23 protein-coding genes and 3 pseudogenes are annotated in these 24,586 nt (G+C 53.8%); 17 read left to right on the top strand and 9 right to left on the bottom strand.

The genetic code is table 11. From position 1 onward, the window contains the following. Positions 1–8 precede the first annotated feature (8 nt). The 3 genes and pseudogenes from KFS80_RS00465 to KFS80_RS00475 all read left to right on the top strand — a co-directional run. Positions 9–692 (top strand): ABC transporter ATP-binding protein, encoded by a 684-nt coding sequence (locus KFS80_RS00465; RefSeq protein WP_212543706.1) that lies wholly within the window; start codon positions 9–11, stop codon positions 690–692. Continuing rightward, positions 692–3,196 carry an ABC transporter permease gene (locus tag KFS80_RS00470; RefSeq protein WP_212543707.1) on the top strand — a complete coding sequence of 835 codons (2,505 nt, stop codon included), beginning with the start codon at positions 692–694 and terminating at the stop codon, positions 3,194–3,196. The genes KFS80_RS00465 and KFS80_RS00470 overlap by 1 nt, the downstream gene beginning before the upstream one ends. A 34-nt stretch (positions 3,197–3,230) precedes the next feature. Then, a pseudogene (locus KFS80_RS00475) lies at positions 3,231–3,398 on the top strand (transcription elongation factor GreB); the annotation flags it as partial. A 91-nt stretch (positions 3,399–3,489) separates the two neighbouring features. Here KFS80_RS00475 and greB read toward each other — a convergent pair. Further along, positions 3,490–3,963: a transcription elongation factor GreB gene (gene greB, locus KFS80_RS00480; protein WP_042560285.1), complete on the bottom strand. Its 474-nt coding sequence runs from the start codon at positions 3,961–3,963 to the stop codon at positions 3,490–3,492. A 604-nt stretch (positions 3,964–4,567) separates the two neighbouring features. Next, positions 4,568–5,446 carry a helix-turn-helix transcriptional regulator gene (locus tag KFS80_RS00485; RefSeq protein WP_042560286.1) on the bottom strand — a complete coding sequence of 293 codons (879 nt, stop codon included), beginning with the start codon at positions 5,444–5,446 and terminating at the stop codon, positions 4,568–4,570. A 357-nt stretch (positions 5,447–5,803) separates the two neighbouring features. On the opposite strand from KFS80_RS00485, the gene KFS80_RS00490 reads away from it, so the two are divergent. The 3 genes from KFS80_RS00490 to KFS80_RS00495 all read left to right on the top strand — a co-directional run bounded on the left by KFS80_RS00490 (position 5,804) and on the right by KFS80_RS00495 (position 7,080). Then, positions 5,804–5,950 carry a hypothetical protein gene (locus KFS80_RS00490; protein ID WP_010220512.1) on the top strand — a complete coding sequence of 49 codons (147 nt, stop codon included), beginning with the start codon at positions 5,804–5,806 and terminating at the stop codon, positions 5,948–5,950. Positions 5,951–6,039: 89 nt separating this feature from the next. After that, the gene (locus KFS80_RS27185) at positions 6,040–6,372 is read left to right on the top strand and encodes a 4-fold beta flower protein (protein WP_419177683.1); all 333 of its coding nucleotides are present in this window, start codon (positions 6,040–6,042) and stop codon (positions 6,370–6,372) included. Between the two features lie 117 nt (positions 6,373–6,489). Continuing rightward, positions 6,490–7,080 (top strand): DUF6338 family protein, encoded by a 591-nt coding sequence (locus KFS80_RS00495; protein ID WP_042562153.1) that lies wholly within the window; start codon positions 6,490–6,492, stop codon positions 7,078–7,080. Positions 7,081–7,647: 567 nt separating this feature from the next. On the opposite strand, the gene KFS80_RS00500 is transcribed toward KFS80_RS00495, so the two are convergent. The 3 genes from KFS80_RS00500 to KFS80_RS00510 are packed head-to-tail and all read right to left on the bottom strand — an operon-like array spanning position 7,648 to position 13,114. Next, positions 7,648–9,408, bottom strand: a complete 1,761-nt coding sequence (locus KFS80_RS00500; RefSeq protein WP_042560287.1) for an SIR2 family protein — start codon at positions 9,406–9,408, stop codon at positions 7,648–7,650. A gap of 51 nt (positions 9,409–9,459) precedes the next feature. Further along, positions 9,460–11,211: a UvrD-helicase domain-containing protein gene (locus KFS80_RS00505; RefSeq protein WP_420851011.1), complete on the bottom strand. Its 1,752-nt coding sequence runs from the start codon at positions 11,209–11,211 to the stop codon at positions 9,460–9,462. Then, positions 11,198–13,114 (bottom strand): ATP-dependent nuclease, encoded by a 1,917-nt coding sequence (locus KFS80_RS00510; protein ID WP_042560289.1) that lies wholly within the window; start codon positions 13,112–13,114, stop codon positions 11,198–11,200. The genes KFS80_RS00505 and KFS80_RS00510 overlap by 14 nt, the downstream gene beginning before the upstream one ends. Before the next feature lie 359 nt (positions 13,115–13,473). Between KFS80_RS00510 and KFS80_RS00515 the strand changes: the two genes are divergently transcribed. Together KFS80_RS00515 and KFS80_RS00520 are read left to right on the top strand one after the other, a co-directional pair. After that, the gene (locus KFS80_RS00515) at positions 13,474–14,286 is read left to right on the top strand and encodes an inositol monophosphatase family protein (RefSeq protein WP_042560290.1); all 813 of its coding nucleotides are present in this window, start codon (positions 13,474–13,476) and stop codon (positions 14,284–14,286) included. Between the two features lie 370 nt (positions 14,287–14,656). After that, positions 14,657–14,899, top strand: a complete 243-nt coding sequence (locus KFS80_RS00520) for a hypothetical protein (protein WP_052491556.1) — start codon at positions 14,657–14,659, stop codon at positions 14,897–14,899. Here the strand turns inward: KFS80_RS00520 and KFS80_RS00525 are convergent. Beyond that, positions 14,896–15,180 carry a hypothetical protein gene (locus KFS80_RS00525; protein WP_042560291.1) on the bottom strand — a complete coding sequence of 95 codons (285 nt, stop codon included), beginning with the start codon at positions 15,178–15,180 and terminating at the stop codon, positions 14,896–14,898. The genes KFS80_RS00520 and KFS80_RS00525 overlap by 4 nt on opposite strands. 45 nt (positions 15,181–15,225) lie before the next feature. Between KFS80_RS00525 and KFS80_RS00530 the strand changes: the two genes are divergently transcribed. The 5 genes from KFS80_RS00530 to KFS80_RS00550 all read left to right on the top strand — a co-directional run bounded on the left by KFS80_RS00530 (position 15,226) and on the right by KFS80_RS00550 (position 18,025). After that, a complete protein-coding gene (locus KFS80_RS00530; RefSeq protein WP_042560292.1) occupies positions 15,226–15,852 on the top strand; it encodes a hypothetical protein in 627 nt (208 codons plus the stop codon). A gap of 423 nt (positions 15,853–16,275) precedes the next feature. Beyond that, positions 16,276–16,548 (top strand): hypothetical protein, encoded by a 273-nt coding sequence (locus tag KFS80_RS00535; protein ID WP_042560293.1) that lies wholly within the window; start codon positions 16,276–16,278, stop codon positions 16,546–16,548. A 147-nt stretch (positions 16,549–16,695) separates the two neighbouring features. After that, positions 16,696–17,016, top strand: coding sequence for a hypothetical protein (locus KFS80_RS00540; protein ID WP_052491557.1), 321 nt, complete (start codon positions 16,696–16,698; stop codon positions 17,014–17,016). Next, a complete protein-coding gene (locus tag KFS80_RS00545; protein WP_042560294.1) occupies positions 17,013–17,612 on the top strand; it encodes a hypothetical protein in 600 nt (199 codons plus the stop codon). The genes KFS80_RS00540 and KFS80_RS00545 overlap by 4 nt, the downstream gene beginning before the upstream one ends. Before the next feature lie 221 nt (positions 17,613–17,833). Further along, the gene (locus KFS80_RS00550; protein WP_042560295.1) at positions 17,834–18,025 is read left to right on the top strand and encodes a hypothetical protein; all 192 of its coding nucleotides are present in this window, start codon (positions 17,834–17,836) and stop codon (positions 18,023–18,025) included. 87 nt (positions 18,026–18,112) lie between these two features. On the opposite strand, the gene KFS80_RS26795 is transcribed toward KFS80_RS00550, so the two are convergent. Beyond that, on the bottom strand, positions 18,113–18,322 hold the full coding sequence (locus tag KFS80_RS26795) for a hypothetical protein (protein WP_042560296.1): 210 nt from the start codon (positions 18,320–18,322) through the stop codon (positions 18,113–18,115). A 193-nt stretch (positions 18,323–18,515) separates the two neighbouring features. Then, entirely contained in the window at positions 18,516–18,920 is a 405-nt protein-coding gene (locus KFS80_RS00555) for a hypothetical protein (RefSeq protein ID WP_042560297.1), read from the bottom strand. Between the two features lie 510 nt (positions 18,921–19,430). Between KFS80_RS00555 and KFS80_RS26800 the strand changes: the two are divergent. After that, positions 19,431–20,039: pseudogene (locus tag KFS80_RS26800) on the top strand (histidine phosphatase family protein); the annotation flags it as partial. Positions 20,040–20,195: 156 nt separating this feature from the next. Next, positions 20,196–20,582, top strand: a complete 387-nt coding sequence (locus KFS80_RS27190) for a DUF7693 family protein (RefSeq protein WP_419177685.1) — start codon at positions 20,196–20,198, stop codon at positions 20,580–20,582. A gap of 445 nt (positions 20,583–21,027) precedes the next feature. Here KFS80_RS27190 and KFS80_RS00565 read toward each other — a convergent pair whose 3' ends face one another. Then, positions 21,028–21,603, bottom strand: a complete 576-nt coding sequence (locus KFS80_RS00565; RefSeq protein WP_042560299.1) for a hypothetical protein — start codon at positions 21,601–21,603, stop codon at positions 21,028–21,030. Positions 21,604–22,948: 1,345 nt separating this feature from the next. Here KFS80_RS00565 and KFS80_RS26810 point away from each other — a divergent pair. Then, positions 22,949–23,362, top strand: coding sequence for a hypothetical protein (locus tag KFS80_RS26810; RefSeq protein ID WP_235378413.1), 414 nt, complete (start codon positions 22,949–22,951; stop codon positions 23,360–23,362). A 667-nt stretch (positions 23,363–24,029) separates the two neighbouring features. Beyond that, positions 24,030–24,338 (top strand): annotated as a pseudogene (locus tag KFS80_RS27195) (PAS domain-containing protein); the annotation flags it as partial. Between the last annotated feature and the right edge of the window lie 248 nt (positions 24,339–24,586).

Raw genomic sequence — 24,586 nt, forward strand, 5'->3', positions numbered from 1 at the left:
GATTCTCCATGGGCTCAAGCATTCTCACCGCGAAGAACCTCAGCAAAGTGGTTCCCAGCGCGGAAGGTGAACTGACTATCCTGCACGAACTCAGCCTGGAACTGAACAAGGGCGACAGCCTGGCCATCGTTGGTGCGTCCGGTTCCGGCAAATCCACCCTCCTCGGCCTGCTCGCCGGCCTCGACCTGCCGAGCAGCGGCGAAGTCATCCTCGCCGGGCAAAGCCTGAGCAATCTCGATGAAGACCAGCGCGCACGTGTTCGCGCCGAGCACGTTGGCTTCGTCTTCCAATCGTTTCAATTGCTCGACAGCCTCAATGCGCTGGAAAACGTCATGCTGCCGCTGGAACTCGACGGTCGCAAAGACGCGCGTGAGCGTGCGACCGAATTGCTCCAGCGCGTCGGCCTCGGTCAGCGCCTGACCCACTCGCCGCGCCAGCTCTCCGGTGGCGAGCAGCAGCGTGTAGCGATTGCCCGAGCGTTTGCCGCCGAGCCTGATGTGCTGTTCGCCGATGAACCCACCGGCAACCTCGACAGCCATACCGGCGAGCGCATCAGCGACTTGCTCTTCGAGTTGAACAAGGAACGCGGCACCACCCTGGTGCTGGTGACCCACGACGAACGCCTGGCCCATCGCTGCCGGCGCCTGATCCGTCTTGAAGCCGGGCTGTTGGTCGCCCCTCTGGAGCCTTGATGGCACGTTTGCCGCTGTTGCGTCTGTTCAGTCTCGCCATTCGCCAATTAATGCGCGATGCCCGCGCTGGCGAATTGCGCGTGTTGTTTTTTGCATTGGTGGTGGCCGTGGCGGCCAGTACCGCCATCGGCTACTTCGGCGCCCGGTTGAACGGCGCGATGATGTTGCGCGCCACCGAGTTTCTCGGCGCCGATCTGGTGCTTGAAGGCAGCTCACCGGCCCGCGAGGAGCAAATCAAAAGCGGCACCGAGTTGCGCCTGAATCATGCGCAAGTAGTGGAGTTCTCCAGCGTCATCGCCACCGACAACGGCATTCAGTTGTCGAGCATCAAAGCCGTCGATCGCGCCTATCCATTACGCGGTGAACTGAAAAGTGCACCGGCACCCTTCGCGCCTGAAGACATCGGCGGCGAACCGCAGCCCGGCGAAGCCTGGGTCGAAGCACGCTTGCTGACCGCGCTGGATCTGAAGATCGGCGACAGCATCGACGTCGGCATGAAAACTCTGAAGCTGACCCGCATCCTGACTTACGAACCGGATCGCGCCGGCAACTTTTATAGCCTGACCCCACGGGTGCTGATCAATCTCGACGACCTCTCCGCAACCGGCGTGGTGCAACCGGGCAGCCGGGTGAGTTATCGCGAACTGTGGCGCGGCGAACCGCAGGTGCTGGAAACCTATCGGCAACTGATCAAACCGGGCCTTGCGGCCAATCAGCGCATTCAGGATGCCCGCGACGGTAACCGGCAAATTGGCGGCGCGCTGGGCAAGGCCGAACGTTATCTGAACATGGCCAGCCTGGTCGCAGTGCTGTTGGCCGGTGTAGCAGTGGCATTGTCGGCGAACCGTTTTGCCAGTCGCCGTTTCGATGCCAGCGCATTACTGCGCTGCCTCGGACTGTCGCGCCGGGAAACCATGCTGCTCTTCAGTATTCAACTGACCGTACTTGGCTTGCTCGCTGCCCTCAGCGGTGCGCTGCTCGGTTGGTTGGCGCAGTTGGGCTTGTTCGCACTGCTGCATGATTTGCTGCCGAGCGATGTACCTGCAGGCGGATTGTTTCCGGCGATTGCCGGGATCGGCACCGGGCTCGTAGCCTTGGCCGGTTTCGCCCTGCCGCCGCTCGCAGCACTGGGTCGCGTACCGCCACTGCGCGTGTTGCGTCGCGACATGCTGCCGATTCCGTCGAGCACCTGGATGGTTTATGGCGTGGCACTCGGCGCGCTCGGTCTGATCATGTGGCGTTTGAGTCTGGATCTGCTGCTGACATTTGCCTTGCTCGGCGGCGGTGTGGTTGCCGCGCTGGTGCTTGGCGGTTTGCTGCTCTTACTGCTGAAAAGTCTGCGCCGCATGCTCGCCCGCGCTTCGCTGCCGTGGCGCCTGGGTCTGGGCCAGTTGCTGCGTCATCCCTTGGCCGCCGCCGGTCAATCGCTGGCCTTCGGTTTGATCCTGTTGTCGATGGCGTTGATCGCGCTACTGCGTGGCGAACTGCTCGACACTTGGCAAAACCAGTTGCCGAAAAATGCCCCTAACTACTTTGCCCTGAACATTCTGCCCGCCGATAAACAGGCGTTCAGCGATCACCTGATCAACGTGTCGGCCCAAGCGGCGCCGCTTTATCCGGTAGTGCCGGGCCGACTGATCAGCATCAACGGCGATCCGGTGCAGCAGATCGTCAGCAAGGATTCGGCGGGGGATCGTGCGATACAACGCGATCTGAGCCTGACCTGGGCTGCCGATTTGCCCACCGGTAACAAAATCACCGCAGGGTCATGGTGGAGCGGACAACCGTCGGACGACGTACCCGGTGTGTCGGTCGAAGGTAAAGTCGCAGAGAGCCTGAAACTGAAGCTTGGCGATCATCTGGTGTTCACTGTCGGCGGGGTCAATCGTGAAGCGAAGGTCACCAGCCTGCGCGAGATTAACTGGGATAACTTCCAGCCGAACTTCTTCATGATCTTCCAGCCCGGCACGTTAAAGGATCTGCCAGCGACCTACCTGACCAGCTTCTATCTGGCACCGGGTCATGATCAGCAGATTGTCGAGCTGTCGCGCGCCTTCCCGGCGGTGACCATCCTGCAGGTCGAAGCCCTGCTCGAACAGCTGCGCAGCATCCTCGCCCAAGTCACCCTGGCCGTGGAATATGTGTTGTTGTTTGTTTTGGCGGCGGGAATGGCGGTGTTGTTTTCCGGCCTGCAAGCGACGCTGGATGAACGTATTCGCCAAGGCGCGTTGTTGCGTGCGCTGGGCGCGGAACGGCAATTGCTGATCAAGGCGCGGCGCATCGAGTTCGGTTTGCTCGGCGCGGTCAGCGGTTTGCTCGCGGCCATCGGTTCGGAAGTGGTGAGTCTGGTGCTCTATCGCTACGCCTTCGACCTGCCGTGGCATCCGCATCCATGGTTGTTGGTGCTGCCATTGATAGGCGCGGCGCTGATCGGTGGCGCCGGTGTATTCGGTACGCGCCGGGCGCTCAACGCAAGTCCGCTGACAGTGTTGCGCGAGGGTTGATAGACTCCAGCGGACTTAACCACAAGAAGTTGCCATGAGTCGTTACCGCCCTCCCCGCCCCGCTGGCACCGCGCTGATCACCCCCGAAGGTGAAGCGCGGATGCGTGCCGAATTCCATGAGCTGTGGCATGTGCGTCGCCCGCAGGTGACGCAGTCGGTCAGCGAGGCTGCGGCGCAAGGTGATCGCTCTGAAAACGCCGAAAACAATCAAGAACCTCAGACCGCATACTATTTAAGCTAAAACTCTTTATCTACAAGGACTTAAGAATAGTACACATACTGAGTATTTCATACTATTTTGAGTACGAGACCTCACATATCCACCAAAATACTTCTCCAGTCGGGGTCTGCACCACAGCCTCATCCCCCACCTCTTTCTTCAGAAGCGCGCGGGCCATTGGCGAATCTATGGAGATGTAATCGTTGCGACCATAAATCTCGTCATACCCCACAATCCTAAACTTCTTGATTTCCTCAGCCTCGTTTTCGATCACCACCCAAGCCCCGAAGAACACCCTCCCCTCCTGCTCGGCTGAATACTCGACAACCCGAACATCCTCAAGCCTCTTACGCAGATATCTGACTCGGCGGTCGATCTCCCGAAGCAATTTCTTGTTGTACTGATAGTCAGCGTTTTCTGATCGATCACCGAGAGATGCTGCCCAGGTCACCTTGCGAGTTGTGTCAGGTCTTTTCTCTCGCCAAAGGTAATCGAGCTCTTGCTTGAGGGCGTCATGCCCTTCTTTCGTAATAATGTTTGTGCTCAAGATCGAATTCCTGCAGGGATTTTCCTAGCCCAGTATATTTTCATAATCCGATTACTTGTCAGATCATATGCGCCTTCGGCGAAGCCAAAATTCAGCCCCACAGGTACTCAAGATTTCTGACTGCGCCGGATCGCTGCTCTGGTTCAGCTATTTATATGCGTGCCCTTAGGGACGGCTGTCGTAAGCCGAGCCGCACGCCGAGGTGACGTCTCGGCCCGATAGAATTCCATTTTCACGCCTCGGCCTGTGCGCTCGGCTTGCCACTCATGTAGCTGCACTTCCTTGATCAGGTCGGCGCTTGGACGGCTGCTAGCCGCTGACGCTGAGCGCTCCGCGCGCCTAATGATTAGCCCTGAGCCCAAGCTGGTGATAGTGCAGATGCAAGAGCAAAGGTCTATGAAGAAATCTAGCGATAAACGGCCATCTGTACAGGCTGGGCGAATATCTCAGCTGCCGTTCCGTTAAGCCGTATACGGAAAGGGGCTGAACACGGCGGTGAAAATTGCCCTAACGAACCTGGCGAATCATGTTCACTCACAGCCCCTCCTGCAACTAGCCCGGTTAAGGATGGCATCGAGTTATAGAACAGTGCGTTGGTTATCGGTCAATTAGGGCGTTGATAGCCAGGCGCAAACATGGAACTCTCCGCTCCATAAAGTGCCAAAGGCTCCTTGAGCCAAAGTCGGTAAGCCTTGTCCGCAATGCTGTGATCAGGTGAGCAATCGACGTGGTACTGCTGCAGTACATAGCCCGCCATTGCAGCGCGCACACGTAGTTCTAGTACCCCATCCTTCATGTCGTAATCGCGCTTCACGATCTCTGCGGAGTCTTTGTCTGGATGCGGAACTAGAGGTAGCTTGAGCATGCGATTCCATTGATCATCGTGCTTCGGTGTTTCCTCGTCCTGCACCTTTTGCTCGGGCTGAATCTCGGCGTGGCCGACACGGGTAAGAACGAAGTCCGCAAACTTTTTACGTTTCCGATCAAACGCCCGGACGTGCCAGCGAAGACCGTCACAACCAATAGCGAACGGTACGATGGTTCGCTCTGACTGACCTGAACCGGAGGTGTAGCTAATCTTAACGACCCGCTTGAGGTGTATTGCCCTGGTGATCGGCGCTAAGACCTCTACCTTGGGCTTGCTGAGCAATGAAACTGACTCGTGCGGGATCAGTGGCTTTTCGTAAGAGTCCAGGCCATATCCGAATCCCTGCGAAAGCGCAGTTAGAACCCGCTCAGACGCATGGGCGATCAGGGGCGAAAAGTTTTCGCGTATCACGTACTGCTTGGTGACCGTATCAAGTTCTGTGTTCTGGGGAGCAACGTCCTTGTACTGAGCGAAATCACGAGTGGCAGCAGCGGCGCCTACGCCAAACCTATCCATGAGATCCGCACGTGAGACGGCGCCTGTGAAGTAGAGGCGGAAATCGATGTACACCAGGCGCTCCCGTTGCGCTTGGCTGTACTCGCTCAAATCAATCATGTCATCTCCATCGAATCTAAAAGTCGGTCAAGCCCGTCACCTTTCACCCAGCATAACACACGAGCAGTTGACGTCATCAAAATGATGATGATAGGCTCTGTAAATGACTCCAATACGTATTCATCACTAGCGCCATGAGAAGGCTTCTGAGCCTGCATTGGACTAGATGGTGGAAAGCCAAAAACAAAAAAGCCGATCAAGTTCGCACCTTGACCGGCCTTTGGGAAAAGACGTCTGAACAGGCTCCAGATGTCTCTCGCGCTTCGTTGAAGAAAGCTTTGCGATGGTAGCCCCTGTGGGCTCCTTTCGCAAGGGAGCGAGTTCTGTGTTTGAGCCTACCTCAGCAGGAGACATTTTATGTCCCAGATTGAGATGTTCGAAAAGCCCGACGAGGAAGGTGAGGTCATCTATCGCATGACCATCACCACCAAAACCGGGAAGGTGATTCGACGGGCAAACGGTCAGCCGTTTCGTATCGTCATTCGCCCTAAAGCAGCCAAGTAATTTGACTGCTTAACAGAGCTCGGGGCACACAAGTGCCCTGTTCTCCCATCGCTGCAATGAAGAGCCTCATGAGCCTAGATTTCTATGATATGCAACACAAGCCGATCGCGTATACAGATGACGACGAGCACTTATATGCATACTGTGGCCGTCCACTCGCCTACTTTCACGAAGGTTCGGTCTACTCCTATCCAGGTTTACATCTAGGATTTATAGCGAATGGCTACATTCGCGATAATCACGGCCACATCGTGCTACGTACAGCCGAATCAGGCGGTGGCTCAATGAGGATGTGGCTGCTACCCCCTCCACCGAAGAGCCCCAAGCAAATGCGATATCTCAAATGTCGAAGGCGTCCGAAATTTTATGCTTTGCTGGGTCTCGTTCTATCAAAGATACCTGGGGATGAATTTTTTTCTTGATAAGAGATGACATCCCTCCTCTCTCGGCCATGGTGAAGAACGATAGCGGTGTAAGCACCGGCTTTAAGCCAACGGATGATCCAGGCGTCCGCCCAATCAAGTAAGAGAGAGACGGCAATGGAAGATCTTGCAACGAAAATCATCCCCTTGGTACAGACGCTTGTTCCTGGTTTTCTGACCACCATGATCTTCTATTGGTTGGCCGATGTTAAAAAGCCTGGGCAGTTTGAACGCACAGTTCAAGCACTGATCAGCACTGGGCTGATCACGATGCTGGTGTCAGGCATCAAGCCCGTTCTGTTCTACATCGGCGAGCACCATTTTCAGCTGGGGCAGTGGACGGTTCAAGTAGAAGGCGTCTGGGGAATAGGCTTGGCTACGTCTCTAGGCCTATTGCTAGCCTTCGCTTCGAACCACGACTATCTGTACAGATTTGGCAGGTGGTTGACCTTGACGTCTCGCTCGTCGTATCCCGAGTGGATTTATGCCTTCCGCAAACGTGAAGGCAAAAGCGTGGTGCTTACCCTGCTTGATGGACGGCGATTATTCGGATACCCGGCAGTATGGCCAACCGAGCCTAAAGACGGTCACTTCCTCATTACACAACCGAGCTGGATGAACGAAAAGAATGAGTGGGTAGACACGCCTGGCATCGAGAGTTATTTGATTGCAAACAGCGATGTGTACCTAGTCGAATTTCTAGAGTAGGAGATCAAAAGTGAATAACGAAAATAAACCTAAGCACCACGTGCTCGAACAGCGAACTGGCAGTGAGGGGATGAATGTTAATCCTCCTGCACCAGCTAACATCCGTCCGTCAGCACCACCGCCTGCTCCCCCTAAGGCGCCGAAAAAATAGAGGTCGACATGTACGAGGAAAGAGGTATATCGCCCCAACCACGCAAACCTAGTGGCGGACATTCAACTCCACCCAAGCCATTCGCTCAGCGCCCGGCAACTCCACCTAAGGCCCCTCCACCACCCACCAAAAGGTAATCCCATGACAAACCAATCTGGCGACAGAGTTCATGTGAATGACGGTATCAGCAAGCAAACGACTAGCCAAAGGCCTGCCGCCCCGCCTCCACCTCCGCCGCCGCCTAAAAAACGCTAGGAGGTCACCTCGCAGCCTGGTGGCTAGGAGCTGATGTCCGATGGGATGCCCGCCGGGATAATTGCATGCAGGCCGGCTCCGCTCTCAGACATCATCGCTAGCCCAATAACCGCTGCAATCAAAGCGATGATGAGCATCTTTAGCAGCAAAACTGAAGCAGATCAGAATCTCGTCACTCGCTGGAGCGCTTCGAAAAACATCTTAAGGTAAGCGTCACTGGCGAATCCGAATCCGGCAGTGACCAAAGGCGCTCTGAACTCCTCGAGCGACATTTCCTCAGATAGCCGCCTTCTTGCCGCACGCACTGTACCTAAACGCCCGTGTATCCAGTGCCGAAATTGATTTTTTTGGATGGCATCAGTCAACGATTCTTCATTTACCTCACGGTACTTGAAAAGTTGAAGTAAACAGAACAGCTCAAAGCGCTCATAAAGCTGGGTTGGGTCGGACACGCCGGCGAAGCTTGTCGACCAAGCTGGAGCAAGTATTTCGGCCATCCGATCATAAATGGATCTGGAGGTGCAACTGTCCAAGGACTCCCAAGCTTGGCTACCTGTCAAATCCTCAAGATAGTAAGGCGAGAGCTCCTCTATGAGTGGGATTCTCACGCTAGTTTGATTGGCAATGGGGTGCTCCATCAGCGCATACAGGTCAGATAATCGTCCTGCCCTTGTGAGTCCCAGACCGTAGCCGTAAAAAACGAGAGCGGCCGGGTAACGCTTTAGCTCGATCCAGTCTCGATCACCTGCACGTCTCGCGTATCCTTTAGATAGCAAAGTCTGGATCACCTCAAGCATTAGGTGATGTTCGTGCTGGGAGCCCCAGCGTCCGACGACACCGGCGAGACGTGCCAGCGGCTCAGATGCAGCTTCGTAGCGCAGCACCCAGTCTCTAAACTCTCCAGGCTGGTCGCCGTCTGAGTTATACATCTCAGCCAAATGAGTTGTGGCGCGCTCGACCTCGTTGGCGACCAGGTCATCGAACTGAATGCGATACTCAGGTTTGGACAGGTATCGCTTTGCCAGGGACACTGTCAGTTCAACGCTAGACAGGTTGGGCTGACGGAATTGCGTGATGGTTGAGACTTTTGCGTTGAGTGTCTGGAAGAACGTGTCAGCGTCCGGGGCAATCGCCATATTGGCCTTCCGATGGGAAACCAACTCTTGGGCGCGTTCTGAGAGTTTTCCACGAGTTAGCCAGAAAGAGGAGTAGCGTCTGTTAGGCGCACGCAGTATTGCCGCACGAAGAGCACGATCCCATTCGCCCGACCAGCCGGCAACAATCAGGCCGAACTCATCAAAAATTCTATCGAGCAAGCCATCGAAGACCAAGGGATATTCGCTGAGCTCAGAATCTGTGTTGAGAATGCGAGCATCCTTGAAGTCGCCGTGAAGCTTGAGGATGTAGCAATTTGTGTGGGTCAGCGGTTCAGCACCGGCAAAACCATCGGCTGAACTCACGACGGTTGGCTCTATCCCCACATCGCGGAGCGCGTTCTCCATCAGACGATCGAAATTGGTTGTGATGATCACACGCACATGGCCAGTCTTCACTAAGTCAGCAATCGCGCGGTGAGCCGGTGTTGGCAACTTTAGACCTTGCTCGCGCTCATCTTCGGAGGGTTTGAGAAAGCTCTCAATGATCGCTTGCCGTTCTTTAGGCGTGCTCGCCAGTTCTTCCAACAACGTCGAGTAGTTAGGCTGCTGATCGCGCTGCTCGACGTACCAGCGATGCCAGTCATCTTGCTCTCCCGCGCCAGCGGCAATCCCTGCACGCCGTATCAACTCCAGTGTTATCTCCCAACCTGTAGGTATGCCCGCACTCCGTGAAACTCCTGAACCCAATAGCACCGCATAAACGCCGGGATTCTCAGACATGGAGAACGCGAGCTGGGTCGTAGAGTCCGTGTTGGTGATGCTCATTTGAAAATCCTTAATCAGTAAGCGTCGGGGCTTGCGCTAGTTAGCACCGGTTCAGACGAGTTCAAACCCTAACCCAGTAAGCGTTTTAATCTCATCGGCCTTCAGATTCTTCACTGCCCAGATAAGCATGTGGCGTGGGCGTGAACTCGCCACGTAAGCGAACCTCGCGCCTTCGGATGTAGGGCTGGCCAGCCACTCTTTCCAATGGGAAAGGTGAATGCCTTTTTGAAGCGATGACACGACCACCGTTGCATCGTGCGTCTCGCCTTTGACTTGATGGATGGTCTCGTAACGTAGAACATCTGCGACAGGTTGCTGAGCCACCGCTTGGTTAAGGCGGACGGAAAGTGCGATGCCACCCTGCTTTGCGGGTGATCGAAGCTCCAGCCCCCTAAGCGGCTCAAGATCACCGCTGATTTCATCCAACACGAAAGCCTGATCGGGCAAATTACGCAGGTTTTTTTTCGCTACTGCCGCCCACTCCTTCCACGTTAGATTCGTATCTGCAGCGCCGGCAACAACCAAGTGCTTCAAGCATTGATGAATAAATTTCCGCCAGTCGAGCTTGGACTCGATTGCTACCGGACAATGGGGGCCTGATCTTGTGGCTTGCAGGGAGAGCCTATCCGCCAACCATTCAGCGAATAGTGCTACCGCGACGTTCAAGTCCTTGTTGCTTCCATTACTGGCAGCAACGCATGCCAGTGCCAGCATTTCAACGCCCTTGAAGCTGTCGCCTCTGCGAAACCGTTGCAAGGTGCTGTGCCCGCGAGCGACAACGACAACATCTTCATAACCATTGGTGAGCTCAATGATTTTAGGAATAAGCTCTGAAGGACATTTCGCATACTGCAGCAAAAGCGGCTTAACTGGCGCGATTTCGGGATTGCCAGAGATCCGTTTAATTCGCACCAAATCACTGCAGAGATCCACTATAGATTGCCCGCTTCTCCAATTCGCTGTGAGTGGCAGCTCAGCGAAACCGAGCTCGGCGAGGAGCGCCTTTACATTATCTGGATTAGATTTTCTGAATCCGTAGATCGATTGGTTCAAATCGCCTATGAAATGGAATTTAACGCCAAGGCCATGGAGCTTCCGTACCATCGCCAGGTGCTCTGCTGACAGGTCTTGGCACTCGTCGACAATGACCAGTGGAAATCGCTTCGCAAGGCACTGGAAATAGCTTTTAAGAGAGGGCCTCTTGAGCGCCGCCAGGGCAATCATGTCCACATCTTTGTATGTCGCAAAACCTGCTGCCCAGAAGCGCTTCTTCGTGTTGATCAGATCTTCCAGGGCAACATTAGTGATTGGAGCGTCATTGAGTTGTTTATCTCTAGTCCGCTCGCCGGTCGAGAACGTGAAACCTTTGGTCTCTAGGTCGTAGTTATACTTACAGGCGGAGACCGAACGGCCACAGATTTTTTTTCGAGTGTGGAATATGTCGGCCTTGTTTTCCAAGATCCTGATCCGACTGTCCCCATCCTTCCCTGGAAATTCAGTAACCTCGCTTGCGATGCTTGCGACCATCCGGGAGTGGACAAAGCTATCGAAGGTGGACACTAGGTGAGGAAACCCCAGCGGCTCTCCTAGATAGCGAACCAATCTGTTTTTGAGCTCGTCCGTTGCGCTGTTGGAGAAGGTCAAAACTGCTATCCCGCTAGGGAAGCGAGTCCACTCTTCAACGACCTTGGCCACCATGGCCGCGACGACCTCAGTTTTGCCACTGCCTGGGCAAGCGTTGAGATACACATGCTGATCGATAGGTGCGCCGATATAAGCCTTCTGCTCGTCAGTCAGCTTGATCATTGAGCGGGGGCTCCTCGAGTCCGCAAGCCCAAAGAATGGCATCACGGATGTAGGCTGGTACGACGAATTCGCCTTCCTGCTTCTCAAGCTCTTCGGCAAAAGCCTGCGCATAGATTCCTTTTCCAATACTGGTGGAATCGATGCGATATAACAGCTCAGCCGCATGTCCTGCTCGCTCGGGACTTTTCATGTCGTCAAAAGCAAGCTTCGCTCTTTCTCGCAGCTCTGGAGCTACCGTTCCTTCCTGGGCAGGCCAGAGATCGGCAGCTAGGGAGAGCATCATACGTAGGTTCGCGCCCTCCATAGCGATATCGTACTCGAAGGTTTTGTACTGACCTGCGTAAAGGCGGCCGAACTGAGACTGTCCAATCTTGGCAATGTAGGCGAGAGCATGGTTCTCACCATCCCTCAAATCGTCGTCGTGCGGCGTGTACTCAACTGCCACCTGTTTCCCACCGTCAACATCAACTTTGATCGTTTGGGGTGGATCCTTGTCGGTTAAACCCGCGCAGCGTACAGGCAAGTTCTCCCCTGCGCTTTCATCAGTCACGTCGCAGAAGAGCTGCATGAAATGCTTGAAGTAGATCCCGCCTAGGTTTGTGACGGACACACCGTAATCCTCCAGTGTGTTTTCGCCGTCGCCGTACTGAGCGAGCACTCTACGTGCCAGCTCTGGGATGACCATCGCTTCTGCTATGCCTTCAACCAAAATAGAGCCTTTCGAAAAAAGCAGGTTGGATTTCGTGACATCGAGCCACCGGTCGATGAATTTTCGGCTGGGCTCTGGGAGTCCACACGTCCGCAGAGGTATCGCGACCGGGGTGCATTTGTTCGAGAGATGAATGATTTCATCAACTGACACTGCGGATGAAATGACCGTGGAATGGGTGGTTACAATTACCTGGATACTTTTTTCTTTAGCCACAGAGCTGAGGTGCTTCAGTAGACGTATCTGAAGCTGGGGATGAAGGTGGGCTTCGGGCTCTTCAATTAACAGAAGCCGCAAGTAGGTTTCTTCCCCCCGCTCTTCCTCAACTTCTAGCGTGAGCTCAGCCAGAATCGAAGCAATGTAGAGCAGATTGTTGTAGCCAAGACTGTTTTCTTCCAGAGACCGGAACTGCGTAGCGTCGGCCGCTGCTAGGTTCGGGTAGTAAAGCAAACGAAGACCTTCAACGATGCGCGAAAAGCTCACTTCCGAGAACTGAATGAGCGTGTTCTGGGACAGCTGCATCCCTAATGCTGCCCTCAAGCTATTCCCAATTCGTTCATTCGCTTGCCTGATTGCGTAGTCGTCGCTTGCGGAAAGCTCTTGGTTGAACGCGCCAACTCGCTCCTCCAACGGATGCGGTTTACCCTCCTTACGAGCTGTATCAAGTTCCTTGCGGCAGAGCGCCTTCAGAAGTCGGGCTAGACGGGACTGACGCCCATCCCGGAGCTTTGTTTCTGCGTCACGCAGTGGCGGTAAGTAGATACAGTGAATAAGGTCAAGGATTTCAGTTTCCAGCGCTGTAGCTCGTGCGTAACCGCCGTAAAGCTGGCTTTTGAACCGCCCCCGAGATTCCACATTGAGCGCGGTAAATGTGAGTTTTGCCTCATCTTCGTTGCCGCACCAATCCCTGAAAGCTATAGCGTCATTCTCATCCAGGCCAGAAAAGGTCGCTTGGATATGAATCCTTTGTGCCGCTACTGCTGCCTCATGAAACCCCCGATGAAAATCTCTCTCGTTGATCAAGCGTTTGCCAGATTCGGAGTCGTTGAAGAGCTGGCGAATGGCTGCAATGACACCTGTCTTACCGGCTCCGTTCTCACCCACCAGAACATTGAGACCATCGTGGAATTCAATCGTGAAAGGCTCGCCGAAGCATTTGAAACCGTGAATATCTAAAGTACGTAAATACATGAGAGTCCTTTCTTCCTGAGAATCCATCGTGGCTTAGTAGGCCCATCATTACCTAAAAAGCTGAGCCGGCAAGCGTGAGCGCAGAGCTAACGCCTCCAGATGATGCCACGGAGAAGTGGAAGTCGAACAGCTGCGGCCAGCGCCTCCCAAACAACCACACTGGCAAAAATACGCGGTCTAACAGGACTACTGTTTGGTGATCGCTGGCATGAGACTTAATACTGCGTCGGCAGCGCGACCGTCTCAGTCAGTGGCTTGCAGAACAAGCTAGAAATGCTGTTAGGAACACACCAATCGCTCAGTGCTGCGGATAAACTGTCAGGCATTGTTCCCACTCGATCATAATCCGGAAGGTCATTATGGATACCTCCCAAATACAGCAGTTGCTTCCTCAGGTAATAGAGGCCGTGGAGCTAGCTGGTGTTTTGCTGGCGCAAGAGTGCGTCCGACCCGGTGGCCGGAGGGGTTGTGGAGACAAAGCCGAGATTGATGTCGAAATAGAGGTATTGCTTCGTGCAGAACTGCTGTCACTCCTGGATTGCGATTGGTGGGGCGAGGAAACCGGCCATGTTCTTACTGGATATCCTTTCTGCTGGGTCGTAGACCCGAACGATGGCACCAGCGATTTCTTAAGAGGCCTAAAGGGCTCTGCGATATCCGTTGGGTTGCTCCATGACGGCAAACCTGTGCTTGGGGTAGTGCACGCGCCTGTTACCCCATCCGGAATTTCTGACTGCATTGGCTGGGCAAAGGGTATGGATCATCTGGTCAGAAATAACAATCGCATTGTCGTCGACCTCTCTGATCAAAAACTTTCCGAGACTGCCACCGTGATGGTCAGCGCGGCAGCTACTGACAAGTCCGATATCAATAACCAACTGTGCGCGCCGGCAGAATTTTACGCGATGCCATCCATTGCATATCGGCTCGCTAAAGTTGCTGCAGGAGACGGGGTTTGTGGTATCTCGCTATACCCTGTTAGCGCTCATGATGTAGTGGCTGGTCATGCGCTGTTGAGTGGTGCCAAGGGGGTGCTGATTGGCGAAGATGGGTCACCTATTCAGTACACGACTGAGTCCACCATGACGAAGGTATCTGGGCGTGTATTCGGTGGTGCACCAGATGCCTGTAGCGAGCTGAATAAACGGGACTGGCAAAGAGTGTTTGGATAACCCTTTAAGCACCCTCATTTCAGTGAGGTAGGTTATTCATGCCGACCGGCATTTGGCACGCCCTTCGGGCCAGCTGTCGTGAATCAAGCCAGCCATTTTCAATGACTGTCTTGCCCCTCCGGGCTTCCATCTTCGTGCCTGCGCGCTCCGCTTCCCTCACATCCACGCCAACATATCAGGTGAGTGGTTCCCGCGAGCACGGTGATCTCTGGATCGCGCTTGACAGCTGACATCACCAGTAGTCAGAGGCCCCATCAGCTTATGGGTATGCTCATAAGATACTGATTTAAAATATATTTTTCTCTCAGCTCCTTGACCACTCCAGGCCCATGGTCTTCATTTCTCGTTACCACCAATGAGAGATGCCGACATGACCCTCTTACCCGTATTTTGCCCCGAAGGCGATCCAGTAGCACTCGATGACACGTTCCAATACGTCGTGTTGAGCACTCTCCAGTGGAAAGACGCCAACCTTAAGGTGATGATAAAGGCAGCCAAGCAGCGCTTCGCCGTCCTCTACAACCAGCCGTTAGAGGACAGGTTCGCCATTGAGACTCTCGAACAGGCACACATCAAAGGCGCAATGTCCGGGGTGAAGGTGGTTGTACTTTAGGGATTCAGCAATACCAGATCCCTGTTCTGCATGACTGCGCATACGAGATATCCCAGGGCGATGACCCGGCATCTCACCAGCACCATGTTGATGTCTGCCAGTTGCCCCTTGCCGATCCGGTTGAGCTCGACCAGTTTTACTCGACAAGAGAGGTGGTTGCGTTTCAGTTCGGGCACACCGACGACCGGCTTAAGCAATATCACGTCGGCCCACTCCATAAAAATCCAGATGCCTAATGCTCCAGTCGAAAGCCCACTCCACGCTTCGGTGAGTGGGCGCATACGCAACGTCCACCAGCAGATCTATTAGCCTGAACGGTACCGAAAATGATCTATTCCCGCTGGCTTTATACCGAGCATGAGCAACCTCACAATGATGATGGTGAGGGCGCGTACACGATTTTTTCTACACAGCAATCAATCGACGTTAACTTCATGCCCCTTGATGTCGTCTGCATCCAGAGATTCGCTGTCCTTTGGGAGGGTAGTCCCGACACCAGAGTGATCGATTTGATCGAGCAGTCGATCATTTGGGCCAAGCTATCCCCAGTGAAGCTGTTGAATGCCTCAAAAGGGATGCTTGTCGTCGTGTATGACTCCCAACTGCCCGGAGAGAAATATGAGAGGTTTCACGATGCGTGGGAGGAGATTGCTTCCGGCGTGATGTTTGACGATTGGACTGTACTGCTTATCAAAGATACTGACGCAGGATTTGGCTTCGATGGCGGCAGGATATTTAGACAATTTGCTCGTGAAATTCTGGACAACAACGAGATTGGAATCACAGACTTCACGCCTGATATGTTCCTGTTTAAGGATGATTGGACGCCTGAGAAGGTCTTCGGGCCAGACTTTCGTGAGGAAGCGGAAGCCATGACGAAACAGCTGCGAGATGGGCCAGATCTATTTGACGATGACTTGGATTCGTGGCGAGAGTCGACCCCCGATTTATAGCACTAGCCCATCAACGTAAATGCCCCATCCCACGAGCCTGAATTACAAGATGCCTAGGCCGTATTGAGGGCTGTCCTTTGCGTGCCCTAGCGGGCCGGCTGTCGTGAACCAGGCCCGGCGATACTCGCCGTCGTCCTGGCCCTACCGGGCTTTCATCCTCACGCCTGCGCGCTCCGCTTGCCCCATGTCCGAAGTGTTTCCGAGTTGGAAGCTGAATCTTCTGTCTCGCGCTTAGCCTGCAGTCGTGGCTACACCACTCCATGCCATGCCATGCCATGCCATGCATGGTCTGGTGGCTTCTCAAACTTGACCAGGCCATCCTCAGCTACCCATACAGACTAATATTTTTACTACTGCTCAAGTTTTGAATTTCGCCTCCGTTTAATTACTCATGCAACTTATTTTTTGAGGTAAATGGAAACCATGAGCACAAAACTGCCTGCGAACAGGTTCTTCACTTTCAAGTATGGTTCCCTGAAGGGTGACTCGCACGAGTTCAGGCTTGCCGTCTTCACTAGCCCAGGCACTTCAGAGGGGGCGGTCATAGACGATGACAACAGTTACGCAGTTCTCTTGGATACAGAATCCAGCGGCGTAATTTCAATCAAAATCGATGAGTCGCGTTTTAGGTTCACGCCTCAGCAGGCGACGGCGCTGGCATCAATACTCACCGAGCTATCAAGAGATGAAGGATGAATTCCGCTTTCTCTTGGCGGGAATGGCGCCGTGAGGCAACAGATCTTCATCCCAGGCAGGTGAGCTTCTGAAAAAAAATTTCCGATCGAGCTCAAGGTTTCTCAAAACGAACCGTTTGTCATACCTATGACATCTTGAGAACCAGTTTTGAACCTACCAACCATCGCATTTGCACGCTGCCTGAAAGGCGCCGTGTCGTTTGCCGAGACCATCCAGGGTCATCGTCAACGCAGGGCGTGGGAGCGTTTAGTCAGCTACATGGAGTCCTCTGACTCCCTTTCGGGCTTTGACAGGAATGCGGCTTTCGCTGAGGGCTATGCGCAAGCGCTCGTCGACGGTGAGCAGATAGAAATCTCAACAGAGCGTGACTTATTAATCATCTCGATCGTTGACGAGTGGCGTTGGCATTTCATCCGCTCCAATTTCTCGCCTACCTGCTACACACCCCTTCCCCAAGGACATTCATGACTTCAAAATTTCAGCGCTACGCAGATGACGAAATTACAGATCCAAGCATCCGAATGCCTCGTCAAATTTTGGCAACCAGCACCAACCAATATTCGATTGATATCGTGGTTTCTCGCTGGGAAAAACACTTGGTAGAACCATCTGCTGCTCACGAGAAGTATCCTTGGGCTGCAGGGTTGGTGATGGGAATACCTGTGCCGTCTTGGCATCGCCCAGTGGTCTGGAATGTGGGTCAAAAGACTCGGTTCATTGTTGCGGTGTGGTCGGGGGCGGATCTCGGGAGCTATATGACGAATGGGTGGTGCGATTCGGGTGGGGGGCGAGCAACGGCGGAAAACAGCGATATTTTGATCGATGGCTTGCAGCGGCTGCATAGCCTAGAGGAGTACCTTCTTGATCGCTTGGCAGTCCCAGATGCTCAAGGGCAACCACGGGTTTGGTCTGAAGTTGGCAATAGGGAACGCAAGCGGTTCTTGTCGACAGTCTTCACGCACACACATGTATCGTCTGATGACGAAGTGTTGTTGCGAAAAACTTATGATATTTACGCCATGGGTGTAGCTTCTCGTACGAACGATCAGCGCGCGGTTCGATAACCGTTAGATCCTATTTTTGGGGCATGCCCCTCTGGGGATGGCTGTCGTAAACCAAGCCCCGTCTATCGACGGGTCTTGGCCCTGCGGGCTTCCATCCTCATGCCTTCGACCTTCCTGGTCTGCGCGCTCCGCTTGCATCTTGACCGGGCGCATTCCTAGCTTGGACATTCCTTGCAGCTACCACATACTAGCCTCATCCATTTAGGAACGAGGCTCAGCAAATGGCATGGTCATTTTGGAAGGACAAACGTCCTGAATGGGTTCAGGCGGAAGAGCGAGCGTTCATCAAAGCTGCGAACCGCCTGAAGACACTGCAAGTGACACCACGAGGCGGCATGCGGATTGATCCCGAGGAGATCAGGGATCAGATCCTTGAAGCCCGAGAGTTATACAAAGACCTGGTTCAAAAATAACGGTAGCGAGCACCCAACCTGCTTGCAGCCCCAGCCCTTTAGCATCCTTTCAGAACTACAAAATAAAGGTGTCCTACGAAGCTCGACTTACTGGCACCACGGGCCCCATGTCGGTGGGTTTTCAATGATATCAATTGATGTGCTGAGCTCATCCTGCATGCGCTCAAAGACTCTGTTGAGAGCCGGGTGGGCATTTGACTCTCTCAGTGTGCTCACAAGCTGCAGCAGCTCCCGGCCTTGAGCCAAGGGCATTTGAACGTCGCAATAGACTGTGTCGTCATCGTCTGTCATGCCCATCGGATTTCTCCATTCAACCTAGTCGGTTCTGCATTCCACTGCAGCGATGTTGTGCGTGCCCCTACGGGAAAGGCTGTCGTAAACCGAGCCTTGACAAAGCCAGCGTCTCGGCCCTTCGGGCTTCCATCCTGCACGCCGCGCGCTCCGCTTGCCATGCCGACTCAACCGCATGATCTACCCACGCAGGACTCACTTAGTCATTCGATTTGTATCTAGCGGCCCTATGCTGCTCCAGATGCCGCATCTCTGCTTCCCACCTAGCCAGGAATTTATCCCAGTCCGTTGCGTAAGGCCCGTCAACTATCCTGGTTGATCCGATGCTCGCCTGCAGGAAACGCTCTCTCCATGGCTGTGGAATGGTCATTTCCAAGACGATATCGATGCCGCAGTTGTGATGCTGCACCGGGACAGAGGTACGAACTTCAATGAGCTCGAGTGACTCACCCATTGAGGGCGTGCCGCTTCGCTCCTGGTCGTCGAGGTCATCAAGGATGGCTAAGGCGTCAGCTGCCTCGGGGTCACCTGGAAGGAATCTGGCAATCTCCCATAGCGCTCTCCGCCTAGTGCGCTCAAGCTTTCGGAGTTCATCGTGGGTCATTTCAGTCTCTTTCAGGTCGGTTGAAGCTGGGCTGCGGTAGTGGCGTGCCGCCGCTGGCGGAGGGCTGTCGTGAACCGAACCGTGGCAAGCCACGTTTCGGCCCTACGGGCTTTCATCCCGCACGCCTGCGCGCTCCGCTTGCTTGGTGCTCGCCTGGAAAAGGTAGTCTGGCGCAGCGAACCTGAATTCTGGCTGCGCTTTCCAGCGGGCGAGGCAAGCGTTGCACTCAGCTCGCAGGAAACCCACTTTTGCTACAACCTGAGGGGTTAGATCCAGTCTTCTTCACGTAAGTGACACATATGCTCTCTCCAGTGGACGTAGTCGTTTCCACTAACCTAGCGCAGGTATGTGTCCGAATCCAGCTCTGGAAGGCCTGCCAACACCGTAACTGATGTAGTGTCGTCCGACGAGACGCGGTCGACGATCACAGGAATCATTCTGACGCATTCGACCAGAGCGCGAAGGTATACTCGCTTTACGTGTGATAGCCACTGGGCAGGTATCTGATTAATGAAGCATGTCCGACTAATCCGTCATGGCGAAAGTGCCGCCAACGCAGGCGAAGCCAGTCGGGATCACGCAAGCATTCCTCTCACGATGAAGGGTGTTGAACAAGCGCACCTGGTGGCTCAGTCGTTCAACCATGCTCCTGCTCTCATAGTCACCTCCCCGTTCTCTCGAGCGCAGGCAGCCGCGATGTCGACCGTCGCTGCCTTCCCTACTACCCCGTTTGAGATCTGGCCCATCCACGAATTCACCTACCTTGAACCAGCGCGCTGTGCCAACACTACAGTTGCCCAGAGGCGAGATTGGGTGGAGGCATATTGGGCCAAGTCAGATCCCGCGTTTACGGATGGTGCTGGCGCCGAGTCGTTCTTGGACTTCATATGCAGAGCTCAGTCCCTCCTAGATCAGCTTGCAAAGCATCCCGCCCAAGACATCGCAGTATTTTCGCACGGGCAGTTCATCAACGCCGTAGTTTGGCTGATCGACCGTAAGCCGCTGGTCATTGATGGGCGAGCCATGGCGGACTGGCGTGAGTATGAAATTACCAACCACGTGCCTAACTGTTGCGGCTACATGTTATCGATGCATTCAGACGATTCAGCTTGGAGAGTAAGCCCGTCAGCCCCTGAGGAGCCGCGAATGGACGTAGTTCGACGCGTACCAGGCAGAGCCTACCAAGCCGCACGTGATCCTGAGCGCCTGCTCATTGAAGAGAGAGCAAACGCCCTATATGAAGCTGGTTATCCGCTGCCTGATGACGATTCCGCGATGTACGCAGAACAAAGACTACTAGCTGCCAGAGAAGCTAGGCAGTCATCCGAGGTAGGCCGCGCAAACGGAAAAACCCAATCTGGGCTTTCGGCCAGAGAGGTATGCCAGCTACTGCGAGAGGTCATTTTCGGGCGACGAAGCATGACCAAGGTGGGCGAGGCGTCATGGGATGAGACTTATGCCGGACACTTCGTAATAGATATCGAGGGTTGGCTGATATCGATCTACAACGACTGCAATGAGCTCGACTACTGGGAGGAGTGCATGAGTCCAGATGGGAGAAACTGGTCGTTCGATTCAGGTGATAGATACGGGACAGATCCCATTGCGCTGTTATCGACATGGGAGCATCAGAACCTTCATCGAATGTTGAAGGCTCTCTAGTCGGACAGGGCGTTCTTGGGCGTGCCCCACCGGGAGCGGCTGTCGTGCACCGAGCCACGTCGTGTATCGGCCCTGCCGGGCGTCCATCCTTCACGCCTGCGCGCTCCGCTTGCATTGGTCATGCTGTTTCCTTGGACAGTCAATACGAGCTCGGCTGCAGAGAGTACATGTTGAATTCCTCCAACCTCAACAACCTGCCACAGCTCGCAACGCCTGGCCTAACAAAGCTGATGTGTGGAGCGAAGCTTACCCATGACAGTCACCGCCGATGGTGATTTGACCCATCGGCCGAGGTTTCACAGGCTGCTGTATCTCAAATCTTCACCAAAAAGGCTTTTTAGGATGAACAATGGGCCAGTGGCGTCAGCAGGTGGGGCAATTCCGCATCGGCGGCCACAGTCAATGGCCAATGTCAGGGGCGGCGGCCCATACCATTTCCGCCCAACTAAGCTCTCCGCAGGTTTAAAATCGGGCACCCTGTTTCGAGCAGACGTGCTCTAGGGTACGAGACAGAATCCTGCTGGCTGGCCTCCAGCAGTTTTTCATGGAGCCATGCGGCATCAACTGGTGAGAACGAGTAGCCCATCCATTCAAACTCAAGTTCAAAACCACCCTCCTCAATCGTTCGAACCGTGACCCGTGTGTCTCCGCAACTGCCTTCATCCAGAAGCCCATCACTCGCGTTACTAACATGAACCACTCCGGTCGCACTGAACAACCAGCGCCCATGCGCTAAGCGGTACTTTCTGGGAAGTAGGCACTCTTCGCGGCGCGCTCCCGTCATTGCCTCAATGTCAGTGTTCTTAACAACTGTCGCTGCTTCTGACAGCGAAAAAGCGATTGCCTCAGCCACATCGGCGCTGATTTCAAACCCCATGGAGTCGAGTTCGATCCTGACTGCTCCTCCATCAATACCCGTCACGCTGCACTGATAGAACTCATCGAACTCTCGGCCGCGCCAGCAAGTGAAATCGCGTTCGAATTTCAATTCTGCAACAGTATTTCCAAGGGGGAAACTCATAAAATCCTCACAAAAAATTTGTACCTGTAATTATAAACGGTGCGTTTTTTAGAAACTTTAGCTCCGGGCGTATTTTTTCCGAAACTTTCGACGGCTGACAAAAAATTTCACACCCCCCTCAAGTTTCCAGTATTTGCACCGCTTAATCAGGTAACCATGCAATTTCGCGAGGAGCCAACACGTATGACTCAGAAAATACCGCCAAGCAAATTCTTAACGTCGCCTGCTGAATCGGACTTTCAGTTTGGAATATCATTTTTCACTAAGCCGCATTTACGAGAGAGGGAGTTCGTGAATATGAGGCGTCCACAGGACTACAACTTTGTCTTTTTGAGCGTAAAGAGCGATCTCAAGACATTGATATCCGTGGGCGATATAACATTAGATCTCACTGGCAGCCAGGCCAGATCCTTGGCCGTGCAGATTCTGAAATTTGTAGGACATGAGGAGTAGCAGATTTAATGACAGATCCTGCACATGCGGCGGGCTACCTTTCAATGTTTATGGAGAGATCACCAACGCCATGCACGGAAAGCAACATGCACGCAAGATTCAGAGTGATTGAAACCACCAAACTGGACGATGCCAGCAAGCGGTACATGGTTGTTGATCTTGTAGAGGGAGGCTGAGCCAGCAAGCATGGCGTGTTCAAAGTGAGGACGGAGGCAGAAGCTGTTTGTTCGCTCTTAAATGCTGAGCATCCACGCCAGACTGGTGTGAGTCATGCGTTTCTGAGCATTTAATTCACTCGTTTCGGACAGCTAAGCGCGTGCCCCATGTTGGCGAAATACTTACAGCGAAGTCAGGGATCTCCGTTCCGAAAGCACGTTAGGCTGCTCCAGACTCAGTCGCTGACACTCAGCGTCGGCTTCTTCTCGGGTCTGGTAGGTAGTCGTCAGACGTAGTTTTTCTTCGTTGTCATAGATGTCGAACCCTGTGGGCGCAGTCTTGCAAAAACTCGTTCCGTTACGCATCGATCCCGTTTCTTTTGGAATTGCAGGGACAACAACAAATCTCGAAATCATCTTCAACCCCTCTCCTCGAACCTCATTACTATTAGCGGCTATAAGCCACTACAGCAAGTGATCTTCATCAGTTTCCGATGACAAGTACAAACTGCCTAAGAATGGTTCGCAGCTTCGCAAAAAACTGATGTGAGGTTCACGACACAGCTGGAGATCATCAAGCCCTAAAAATTATTCTACTGCTACGCTGACCTCTTCCTCGAGGAATCACAGTGCCAATTTCAGACCTGCTCCCTTCACTACCACACCGCCGTGGTGGCGGCCATTGCTGAGAAAAATGCCCGGCTAATACACACACGCGCTATCTATATCCCTCGGTTGTGGATTACGCCGAAGAACTGCTCAGCGAATTTCCCTCGCAGTTCGATAACATGACCTTGACCCGTACCGGCACCAGCAGCGAGGCGAACGATCTCGCGCTGGGCATCGCTCGCTGCCACAGCGGCGGTACGGGCACGCGTGACCAGCACATTGGCCGAGGTATCACCATCGCTGGCCACTGGCCTTTCCACCGCCAGCCATGTGCGTCTGGTGGGAGCTCCGGATTCCTAATCATCTATGCCGCAAAGATCGAATCGGAACGAAAGGCCTACACAAGCAAGCCAAAAGTTCAAGACAAGGTCTTAGAAAAAGAGCTCGATCAAATGCGCGCGGATGCTGCAGCCGGTGCGGAACATAAACCGACGCACCACTTGATGAACCAAAGTAAATCGAGCCTTGAGTTCGACGATTAACCAGACTTATAAAGGTACGTGTTTCACAATGCCGTCGGCGGCTGAAAAGGAAGGTTACTAAAATGGTGTACGAATTCCACACATATCCTTATGCTCCGCTGACCGAACACTATCATCTATAGTCGTAGTGAAATAACCAAAAAAGCTGGTAATGTCGTCGTCACGTTCGCCAAACATTAAGGGATGGAGGCGAAAATAGAAGCCCTGGAGCCGCGAACCTCCGGGGCTTTGTCTTTCTACTTGGCGACTACGTAAAAGATCAGCGACACGGCTACGATCCAGCAAACGATCAGTAGCATTCCCATCCAAATAAATTGCTGATCCATCGCCCTTCCTCGTGCGTGGTTTGATGCGCAAGATCAGCGTAGCGCAACAAGGCCCTGACCCCCGCCTGGCCTGCCAACAATCCACCCAGACCTCAACTCATCCGCATACGCCTTGAGTCGATCCAGATCATCGTAAAGCCTAACAATCCGGCTCGTCAGCTCCAGCGCATTAGCATCACTGATGCTGACTTGCGAGACGCCCAAGGTCTACAGCAGAGGTGTACTCCAGATTAATAGCAGCCTGCCGGAAACCACGCAATGAAACCGACAACCTTCAATTCAGCTGAATAACCATATAAAAAATACGAGAATAGCTGCAGCTATGGCATAATGCCCATCATGTGTGCCTTTTTAGTAGAGAATTAACCTTGCGTGCAACTCAAACGATTACGACTGTCGAGCAAATTTTTCCCGCTCAGCAGCGCTTAATCTCAGCTACTGATGTCAGCGGCAACATCACCTACTGCAATGACGAATTCACGAAAATAAGCGGCTATACGCGTGAGGAGTTGGTCGGTAGCCCACACAATTTGGTTCGCCATCCCGACATGCCACCTGCTGTTTTTGGGTTGATGTGGAGTTATCTGAAGGCCGGTAAAAGCTGGATGGGAATCGTAAAAAATCGCTGCAAAAATGGCGACTTTTACTGGGTGAATGCGTACGTCACTCCCATTTTCGAAAATGGCCAGCTGCTAGGCTACGAGTCCGTCAGGGTCAAGCCGACTCGCGAGCAGATTGAGCGTGCACAAACACTGTATGAGCGGTTGCGGGCCGGCAAACAAGCCGTTCCGAAAAGGCGCCACTGTGCCGCTGTTATTGGCAGGCTGGCCCTACCCGCAATTGCAGCGCTGATCGCTATCGGTGTGGTCAACACGCTGCCGAACCTGCCGGCCCAAAC

The organism is Pseudomonas rustica (assembly GCF_018336155.1).
In the GTDB taxonomy this organism is placed as follows: domain Bacteria; phylum Pseudomonadota; class Gammaproteobacteria; order Pseudomonadales; family Pseudomonadaceae; genus Aquipseudomonas; species Aquipseudomonas rustica.